Origin of the sequence: Actinocrinis sp. (genome assembly GCF_035938995.1) — a bacterium.
Lineage (GTDB): Bacteria > Actinomycetota > Actinomycetes > Streptomycetales > Catenulisporaceae > DASZGI01.
On the sequence record NZ_DASZGI010000288.1, the window covers coordinates 1 to 8,962 of the forward strand.

At 68.7% G+C, this 8,962-nt stretch carries 12 protein-coding genes; 5 read left to right on the top strand and 7 right to left on the bottom strand.

What is annotated here, in order from left to right:
* On the top strand, positions 1–189 hold a 189-nt coding region (merB, locus tag VGZ32_RS19985; RefSeq protein ID WP_326887626.1), incomplete at its 5' end, for an organomercurial lyase.
* Between the two features lie 95 nt (positions 190–284).
* On the opposite strand, the gene VGZ32_RS19990 is transcribed toward merB, so the two are convergent.
* Both VGZ32_RS19990 and VGZ32_RS19995 read right to left on the bottom strand, forming a co-directional pair.
* On the bottom strand, positions 285–683 hold the full coding sequence (locus VGZ32_RS19990; RefSeq protein ID WP_326887627.1) for a nuclear transport factor 2 family protein: 399 nt from the start codon (positions 681–683) through the stop codon (positions 285–287).
* The gene (locus VGZ32_RS19995) at positions 683–1,075 is read right to left on the bottom strand and encodes a nuclear transport factor 2 family protein (RefSeq protein WP_326887628.1); all 393 of its coding nucleotides are present in this window, start codon (positions 1,073–1,075) and stop codon (positions 683–685) included. The genes VGZ32_RS19990 and VGZ32_RS19995 overlap by 1 nt, the downstream gene beginning before the upstream one ends.
* A 265-nt stretch (positions 1,076–1,340) precedes the next feature.
* Here VGZ32_RS19995 and VGZ32_RS20000 point away from each other — a divergent pair, with 265 nt between their 5' ends.
* From VGZ32_RS20000 to VGZ32_RS20010, 3 genes are read left to right on the top strand one after another with little or no spacing between them, the layout of a single operon-like run.
* A complete protein-coding gene (locus VGZ32_RS20000; RefSeq protein ID WP_326887629.1) occupies positions 1,341–1,664 on the top strand; it encodes a metalloregulator ArsR/SmtB family transcription factor in 324 nt (107 codons plus the stop codon).
* Positions 1,661–2,143, top strand: coding sequence for an SRPBCC family protein (locus tag VGZ32_RS20005; protein WP_326887631.1), 483 nt, complete (start codon positions 1,661–1,663; stop codon positions 2,141–2,143). Before VGZ32_RS20000 ends, VGZ32_RS20005 begins: the two co-directional genes overlap by 4 nt.
* Before the next feature lies 1 nt (position 2,144).
* On the top strand, positions 2,145–2,582 hold the full coding sequence (locus VGZ32_RS20010; protein WP_326887632.1) for an SRPBCC family protein: 438 nt from the start codon (positions 2,145–2,147) through the stop codon (positions 2,580–2,582).
* Positions 2,583–2,952: 370 nt separating this feature from the next.
* Here the strand turns inward: VGZ32_RS20010 and VGZ32_RS20015 are convergent, their stop codons facing one another.
* The 5 genes from VGZ32_RS20015 to VGZ32_RS29090 all read right to left on the bottom strand — a co-directional run bounded on the left by VGZ32_RS20015 (position 2,953) and on the right by VGZ32_RS29090 (position 7,643).
* Positions 2,953–4,419 carry a ketol-acid reductoisomerase gene (locus VGZ32_RS20015; protein WP_349263677.1) on the bottom strand — a complete coding sequence of 489 codons (1,467 nt, stop codon included), beginning with the start codon at positions 4,417–4,419 and terminating at the stop codon, positions 2,953–2,955.
* A 314-nt stretch (positions 4,420–4,733) separates the two neighbouring features.
* Positions 4,734–6,287: a GMC family oxidoreductase gene (locus VGZ32_RS20020; RefSeq protein ID WP_326887634.1), complete on the bottom strand. Its 1,554-nt coding sequence runs from the start codon at positions 6,285–6,287 to the stop codon at positions 4,734–4,736.
* Between the two features lie 342 nt (positions 6,288–6,629).
* Positions 6,630–6,815 (bottom strand): hypothetical protein, encoded by a 186-nt coding sequence (locus tag VGZ32_RS20025; protein ID WP_326887636.1) that lies wholly within the window; start codon positions 6,813–6,815, stop codon positions 6,630–6,632.
* Between the two features lie 45 nt (positions 6,816–6,860).
* Positions 6,861–7,055 (bottom strand): hypothetical protein, encoded by a 195-nt coding sequence (locus VGZ32_RS20030; protein WP_326887638.1) that lies wholly within the window; start codon positions 7,053–7,055, stop codon positions 6,861–6,863.
* 444 nt (positions 7,056–7,499) lie between these two features.
* The gene (locus tag VGZ32_RS29090; protein WP_326887639.1) at positions 7,500–7,643 is read right to left on the bottom strand and encodes a hypothetical protein; all 144 of its coding nucleotides are present in this window, start codon (positions 7,641–7,643) and stop codon (positions 7,500–7,502) included.
* Between the two features lie 648 nt (positions 7,644–8,291).
* Here VGZ32_RS29090 and VGZ32_RS20040 point away from each other — a divergent pair.
* Positions 8,292–8,962 (top strand): ice-binding family protein (locus tag VGZ32_RS20040; RefSeq protein ID WP_326887640.1); only part of this gene is annotated, 671 nt, incomplete at its 3' end.

The following is an 8,962-nucleotide window of genomic DNA, read 5'->3' on the forward strand; positions in this document are numbered from 1 at the left end:
TACTACGGCTCGGCCAGCACCGACGGCCCGGCTGCCGCGGTGTGCTGTGGATACCTGCGGTTCTTCACCGACCGCACCGGGGTCGAGTCCTTCGCGGCTGCGCATCCCGAGGTCACCGGTGCAGTGCTGGACCAGCGCGAGGCCGAACGCCTCGGCGCCCAGATCTTCGGCCCGCTGCTCCACACGTAACCGCCATGACCGCACGTAACCGCCATAACCGCAGCCCGGCGACCGCGCGCTGAGGACGGCACGTTCATCGCCGCGCGCGGTGACGCCGGTTGTGGCTATCGGCCGGCCGATAGCGGGGTGTCGGCGGCGGCGAGCGCGAGTTCGCGCTGCGAGTAGCCGCGGATATCCACGACCAGGCCCTGGGCGAGACACAACACCTGGTGGACTACTTCTGGGTGCGGACCGTCAGGTCCACGGTCCCGACCGGCCAGCTCGAGCGTCAGCACCACGGCGCCCGGGCACACCACCGTGTCGGTGATCTGGGCGGTCACCCCGGCGGCTTGCAACCGGCCGTACCAGGCGAGCACGTCCGACCGGCTGTGGCAGGTCTGCTCGGTCTCCTCCTGCCCGCCCCAGAGCACGTCCGCGGCCAGCAGCGGTCCCAACGAAGCCAGGTCCCCGGCGGCGAACGCCGCCCGAAGCCGGGCGGCAGCCGCCTTAGCGGTCGCGGACATCAGCGCTCTCCATCAGCCCGGCCCGACGCCACCGCGGCGAGGGCGTCCTCGCGCGTGCGGTACTGCTCAAGGCGCGCGATCAGCCCATCGGCGATCGTCACCGTAGTGGCGGCGGCGCCGCCGTCAGGTCCCGGACACTGCTCAGGGTAGAGCGCGGATACCACGAGGGTGTGGGCGTCGATGTCCTCGATGCGGACCTCGAAGACCGATCGGCCCTCAGCCCCGCTGCGCCGCAGCAGCGCCATGACCTGTTCGCGGCCGTGGCAATCCCAGTCGCCCGGCTCGTACCAGAGCAGCTCCACGTCCGGTGCCAGCGCCTGCTCGAACCCGTCTAGATCACCCCGGGTCCACGCCTGCAACGCCTCATCGATCAACGGATTGCGGAGGACCATGACGATCACCTCATCCAACTCGCGCCGAGCCTGCGCCGGCCCGGATCGCCGATGCCGCCGACGCTAGCGCCCGCCGTGTCCGGCGTCGACGCGATCGGCACGACCCGCCTGCGCCGACGCGGTGCTGAACTACTCGGCGCCGGGCTCCCGCAACGCAATCGTGTCGGACGGCGGGTTGCGCTGGGGGCCCGGCGGTACGGACCCGTCTCCCGCGATCCCGTCGCTCTTGACCCGCGCCCTATCCGTAAGCGTAGACTTACCGTTCGTGGATACTTACCAACCGGGTGACGCGCTGGGGGCGCTGGGGGACCCCACCCGGCGCGCCATCATCGCGTGCCTGGTGGAGCGGCCCCGGGCGGTCGGCGAACTGGCCGACGAACTACCGGTCAGCAGGCCGGCGGTCTCCCAGCACCTGAAAGTGCTCAAGGGCGCGGGCCTGGTCACCGAGCGCGCGGCGGGAACCCGCCGGATATACCGGCTCAACCCGGCCGGGGTGGCCGCGCTGCGCGATCAGCTCGAGACGTTCTGGAACCGGGCGCTGGCCGGCTACCAGGACCTCATCGAACAACCGGAACAGGAGGAGCCATGACCGAGGCAACAAGCACCGTGGTGCGTCGGCAGATCACCGTGCAGGCGCCGATCGAGCGGGCCTTCACCGTTTTCACCGAGCGGTTCGGCGACTTCAAGCCGCCGGAGCACAACATGCTCAAGGTGCCGATCGCTGAGACCGTGTTCGAGCCCCAGGTCGGCGGGCACATCTACGACCGCGGTACTGATGGCAGCGTGTGCCGCTGGGCGCGCATCCTGGCCTACCAGCCGCCGGACCGCGTCGTGTTCAGTTGGGACATCAGCCCGCAGTGGCAGATCGAGACCGAGCCGGAGAACACTAGCGAGGTCGAGGTCCGGTTCATCGCCGAGGCCCCGGGGCGCACCCGGGTGGAGCTGGAGCATCGCAACATCGACCGGCACGGCCCCGGCTGGCAGGCCGTCGCCGACGGCGTCGCGGACGACGCCGGATGGCCGCTGTACCTCTCCCGCTACGCCGCCCTGCTGACCGAGGGCGGCTGACATGTCCCCCATCACCACGAGCGCCGAGGTGAACAGGCCCGCCGACGAGGTCTTCGCCTACGCCACCGACCCCACCCGCTTCGCCGAATGGCAGCATGGTGTCATCGACGGCCGCATGGCAGATCCCGCCGCCCCGACGGCGGGAGCGCGGTGCGTGACCACCCGGCGCATCGGCCGCGCCAATAGGGCGAGCACCTCGGAACTCACCCACATCGAGCCACCCCGAGCCTGGGGCGTGCGCGGCATCGACGGCCCCATCCGGGCCGTGGTCGAGGTCACCGTCGAACCGCTCGCCCCCGCCCGATCCCGCCTGACCATCACCGTCGACTTCCAGGGCCACGGCGTCGGCAAACTCCTGGTCCCCCTTCTCGTGCGCCGCGAAGCGCGCAAGGAGATGCCGGTCAACATCGCGACGTTGAAACGACGCCTGGAGACCTGAGGCGACCAAAGCGCGACACCGAGCCGGGATACACGGCCGGCCGGGCGCGTCGGTCGAGGCGGCCCAGCTGTCAGGCAGTGAGAGTCGGCTCGATCGGCGCCCAGCGGGCGTCGGAGATGTCGGAGGGGTACGGGCGGCGTCCGGTCATGGCAGAGCTCTACTATGGCGCTGCCGATGGGCTGTGCACGTGGCGAACCGGGCGTTTCCCGGTTGTGTCCCTGTCAGACGGGCTCTGCGGATGAGATCGGGATCAAACGGGCGACGGCACGGTCTGACCGCGGGTGCACTTACCGGCAAGCTGTGCGATCCGGGCGAATATCCTGACTGGAAGGTCCGCCGTATCGCGAAATACAGTACTTAAACGCCCATTTTACTCCACGAAGATGTCCACGGACGGGCGCATCTGCGCGCAGACCGCCAGTACCTGATGGATCACGTGCCCCTCGAAGGCCGCGAACGGGGCGGGGTCGACGGTCTTGTCGTCCATCGCAGGGAACGCCTTCTGCGTGAGGAGGTAGTCGAAGCGGGGGGCCCACTTGCGGGCGCCGAGCCGCGCGGTGGTCGAGCAGTTGTCGACCATGTGGGCCACACCGCGGGCGTGCATGTACGGGTTCAGCGAGTCCACCGCCTCGATGACCGACTCGTTGGCGATCTCGGAGTAGGGGTGGCCCTGCTCGAGCAGCAGGTCGACCTGCGCCATCATGATGCCGCAGAACACGCCGGCGGTGAACGGGTCGAGCGGGGCCTCGCCGTCCGTCTCCCGCAGGGCGCGCACGCCCTGGCCGACGCGCCACATGTCGGCCTGGTCGATCTTTCCCATCGGGAAGCGGCCCAGGCGCTTGCCCGCCAGGATGACGCTGCGGATCTCGTTGCCGGAACTCACCTCGTCGTAGATCTCCGCGGTCAGTTCCAGGCCCACTGGGTACGCCGCGGAGTAGGCGTTCGCGAACACGCCCTTCTCCTGCTCGCCGAGCCGCTGGTAGACGCCGATCAGGCCGTCGGTGGAGATGATCCGCGAGATGGGGCCGGTGACGGACTCCACGGAGTGGCGGAAGGCGTCGTGCTCGCTCATGCCGTCGCGGTCGCGGTAACGCCGGTAGAGGCTCTCCACCAGGCCGTGTACACCCGCGAGCAGCATCGCGCGCTCACCGCAGAGGTCAGAGAGGTATTCCGAGCGCAGCGTGGTCTGGAAGGTGAAGGGGGCACCGAGCGCCACCGACCAGCCCAGGGCGCGGTCGACGGCGCGGCCGGTGACGTCCTGCTCGACGGCGAAGCTGGCGTTGATCCCGGCGCCGTTGACGGTGGCGCCCTGCACGTAGAGGGCGCGCACCGACGGGCCCATGCCCTTGGGGCACACCGCGACCACGTCGATGTCCTCGGGGAAGCTCTCGCCCACATCCGTCAGGTGGCCCAGCAGGAACCCGTGGGACAGGCCGAGCGTGGTCCCCGGACGCAGCGCAGCGAAGATCTCCTTGTAGTGCTCGGCGAACGCGGCATCGGAGATGAGCAGCAGCACCATGTCGGATGCGGCGATGACCTCGAACATCTCGCCGAGCGTGCCGTTCTGCTCGGTGAAGCCCGCGGCGCGGGCGGCGTCGAGCGAGCGGGATCCGTTGCGCAGCCCGACCACCACCTTGACGGCGTCGCCCAAGGAGTCCCGCAGGTTCTGTGCCTGAGCCGGTGCCTGCGAGCCCCACCCGATCACGCCGATCTGGCGTACGCCCTCGAAGGCCGCGGGCAGCCGGTCGAACAGGTGTCGGCCGCCGCGCACGATGGCCTCACGCCGTTCACCGAGGGTCGCGTACTCCTTGTCGAAGACGGTGGTCTCGAAGTCCAGGGTTTCCAAGGTCAGGGTCTTCCTTCTCGTTCAATGTCGTCGGTTTCGTATGAACAATGATGCACGCCGGGGCAATCAGGCGTCGGACCAGGAGGGGACGAGCGCGGCCTGTCCGCGCACAGTGCGATCCGTATCGGCGAGGTTCCATCTACGACTGGTAACGAAATGAGTAGCGCGGTGCGCCGGACAGCGTGTCAGGTCACGTTGATGCCCTCGGATGGAGGTACGAGAGGGCCGAGCCGAGCAGCGCCCGTCAGCGGTCGGAGATCGGGGACGGCTATGGGCGGGGCCCAGCCTGGGAACCGGTTGAGCGGTCATGCGTTTCGATCCCCTACCAGGCAGGCCGCGCGCTCCGCGATGGCCAGGACGGTCGCGTGCGTGGTGGCCGTGGGTATCGCTGGAATCACCGAGGCGTCCGCCACGCGCAGTGCGGTGACGCCGTGGACCTTCAGCTGCGTGTCGACCACGGCGAGCTTGTCGCTGCCCATTCGGCACGTACCGACATAGTGGAAGTACGTCGTTGCGGCGGTCCGCAGGTAGTCTGCGAGCGAGGTGTCCGGGACGTCCGGCCCCGGCAGGACCTCGGCTGCCTGCCACGGCGCCATTGCGGGCGCCCGTCCGATCTTCCGGGCGATGCGCAGGCCCTCCTCGAGCGTCGCTCGGTCGCGCTGGTCGCTGAGGTAGTCCGGGTCGATCTGCGGCCGACTGCCCGGGTCGGCACTGCTCAGGCGAAGCGTGCCACGGCTGTGCGGCGTCATAAGGCTGACCCCGAAGGTGTAGCCGGATTCCGGGCCTGAGAGCGTCGGCGCGGTGATCGGTAGACTGATCAGGAAGATTTGCAGATCCGGCACCTGCGCGTGTGGGTGACTGCGTATCAACCCCACCAGTTCGGTGTGGTTGATGCCGTCGGGTGCCGGTTCGGGGGTGGAATATGTGACACCCACGGTGGGGTGGTCATGCAGGTTCTCCCCGACTCCGGGAAGATCCACCACGGGGGTCACGTTGATCGTGGACAGATGGGACGCCGGCCCGATACCGGAGCGCAAAAGCACCTGTGGTGTACCTACGGCACCGGCGCTGAGCAGAACTTCCCGCCGGCACGAGACCGTGACGAGTTGCGAACCGAGGGAGTACTCCACGCCGACGCAGCGGTCCCCACGCAGCAGTACTCGGTGCACGAGGGCTCCTGTGACGACCCGCAGGTTCGATCGCTTTCGGGCGGGAGTGAGATAGGCGTCGGCCGCACTGAGCCGGCGTTCGTCCACCACGGCGAGGTCGGGGAAGCCAAACCCCTCCTCCAGGCCGCCGCTGACATTGACCGCCTGTGCGTATCCGATCTGTTGAGCCGCTTCGAGCGCGCACAGCGCCAGAGGATTGGGCACGGCCGGCGGGGAGACCACCATCGGGCCGGAGGTGCCACGCAGCGCGGCGTCCCGGTGAGGTGCTGACTCCGATCGCCGGAAGAACGGCAGCAGATCGTCAAACGCCCAGCCCTTGGCGCCCGCTGTAGCCCACGCGTCGTAGCCCGAGCGGTGTCCTCTCAGATGCATCATCGCGTTGATCGCCGACGAACCACCCACGGCCCGTCCGTGAGGCCATGGCACCGGCACACCGAGTGTCCGCTGCACCACGGTCGCGTCGGGCCAACTCGCTTCGCCGGCCAGCAGCATGGGCCAGGCAGCGGGAACCGCTGACTCGGGCGGTGGTTCTGCGCCCGCCTCCAGCAGCAGAACGTGTGCGTCTTCCTCCGTCGATAGTCTCGCTGCCAGCACACAGCCCGCGCTACCGGCTCCCACGATCACGTAGTCGTATTCCATTGCAGGTCCACATTTCGACTTCGATGACTGAATTGACCCCGCGTCGCGCATCCTTGCCGCCCGGTTGTTTCGAGCCGAAGCATGCCTGTTCCCCAGGGCTGCTCCTGTCCCTGCGGTGGCCGCCGCTTCCAGGCGTGAACAAGCTTCCTGCGCAGAGCACGGCCTCCCGCCACAGCGAAATCCTTTGTCGGCCCGGTACCAGACGGGTGCCGCCGTCCCGGACACAGCAGCAGCACCCGATCTTGATCCACCCTGCTGCATGTGTCGATGTGCCCAGCCACCGATTTGGCTGCTGCTCGCAGTGGATGCCCACAAAGCGCCGGGCTGCACTGACATCACCACGAGGTCGGGTCGTTCACGGCAACGGACCCTCCGGGTTGGTCGCGTGCGGCCTCACATTCGGTAACCGGCGCTCGGTATCAGGTCACGACGAGGGGTGTCGACCGGCGTGCGGCGCCCGACGATCTCCCGGATCCTCGCGGTCTGCACGTCTATGACCCGGGGGCCGTTGCCGGTCCGCAGCCGCCGCGACTCCTCCCAGACGATCTTCGGCGCGGCGGGGTTCACAGGCGCCGACACGCGGTATCCGGCCTTGCGCAGCGCCGCTTCGACGCAGCACTGGGATCAGAACGAGGTTTTCAGTCGTCGCCAGCAGACGATTGCGCAGCCGAGGGTGACGAACACCTGACGGATATCGTCGCGGCGCTCCCAGCCGATGCGCAGGCGGCACAACCAGTGCAGCAGCCCGATAGCGCCATCCACGACCCAGCAGTGCACGCCCAGCCCAGAGCCGTGCGCCACGCCACGGCGGGCGATCACCGCAGTGATCTTAAGCGCGCGGATCCGGTCGCGGTGGCGCTCGCGATCAGAGGTGCGGTCGGCGTAGACCCGACGCGGACGGGACGGATTCCACGGGCCGTCGCAACTTAGGTCTAAGAGCCCTGATTCTCGTGTTCGTTTGGTTGGCTGTCGGCTGGGTGGCGTGAGTTCCGGCGGTTTGCGGTGTTGGTGAGTGTCTTCGGTGCCGGTTCAAGCGCGGGTTGCGTTGTGCGGGATGACTCCCCGCGCGGTCTCGGTGAGGATCTCCTCACAGCCGTCGCCTCCCGCCCCACGCAGCTTCCCTTCCGGGTACGCAGTGCGCTTGCGGCCCGCAACTGCGCACGTGACACCACAGCAACGCCTTCGGCCCAGCGTCCGGCCGCGAGCAGGCGCTCGACCACGGCCCGCACTTGGTCGGCGATGACCGCGGCGACCGCACCCGGCTCAAAGGCGCTGGGCGTCCAGCAGCGCGGTCCACGAGGTGCGCCCGGGTTCCAGGGCGGCGATCCAGCAGCAGCTGCTCGAGCGGCTGCTGGCCGGGCATGACTCCGCGATCGAGCTGAGCTGGACGAAGAGCGACGCGGACAACTGCAGAGGGCCGTCGAGGCGTTGTGTGGTGGCGGTCGCCAGGGCCGCTTCATGTGGGGCTGGAGAGATCGTCGCAGGTGACGAATCGAAGTCCCGCAGATGACGGGGCACCAGCTGAGCAACTTCAGACCGATCCTGCGACTGATGCCCTGTCAGCATGCCGCCAGGGCCGACAGATCCTTAGCACCGGTCTTCGTTCCAATGTTCCTCAACCCCTGTTCACAGAGCACCGTAAAGCCGTTTGGCCAGGAGGCGACGCCGTCGATCAGCAGCGGCGAAGGCATTGGGGCCGCTGCGGTCCTGTCGGCAGCCAGCCATTGGCCTCGCGCATCAAACGTCAGCTCGGGCTAGGTCACCGCGTGGCCTGACTCATCGTCAGGCCAGCCTAGGCCGAGCTACCGACTTCACTACCGTGCGCCCCCTGCCATGTCGCGCTTCACCCAAATGGCCGTCCATTCACTACCGTATTTCATGGTTTGCGATCGCTACGTTTGATCAGGACGCTGGGTGCCTCCACCTCGAGAGGGCGGCCGCGCGTGCGTCGCGTTCGCTGATCAGGGCGCAACTGTCCGACGTGGCTGTCTCGATCTATCGCTACGGGCTTGTGCCGTGTGAGCCGGCCCGTCACCGAAGCCGGAAGGGTTCTCGATGACTGTTCACTTCGCGTGGCCGCGCCGGCGCGATGCTCGCCGCCGCTCCACGGCCGCCGCCGCGCCTCTCGCCGTCCTGGGCGTGCTCGCCGTGGCATTGACGGTGGTGTTCACCGGCGCGCCTCATGCGAGGGCCGCGCAGGCTCCCGTGGGCCTGGGGACCGCCGACAGCTTCGCGGTGCTGGCGGGAACCACGGTCACAAATACCGGTGCCAGCGTGATCAGCGGCGATCTCGGTGTCAGCCCGGGCACCGCAGTCACCGGGTTTCCGCCGGGCACGGTGAACGGGGTCATTCACCAGGCCGACGCGGTCGCCGCGCAGGCCCAGAGCGACCTGACCGCGGCGTACAACGACGCCGCCGGTCGCGGCCCGGCCACCGCCGAGTCCGCCGACCTCGGCGGGCAGACGCTCACGCCCGGGGTCTACGCGTCCACCTCCACCCCGAACCTGACCGGCACCGTGACGCTCGACGCCCAGGGCGACCCGAGCGCGGTGTTCATCTTCCAGATGACCTCCACCCTGATCACCGCCTCCGGCAGCAACGTCGCGCTGATCAACGGCGCCCAGGCCTGCAACGTGTTCTGGCAGGTCGGCAGCTCCGCCACGTTGGGCACGAACTCCACCTTCCGGGGAAGCATCCTGGCCCTGACGTCCATCACCGCGAACAC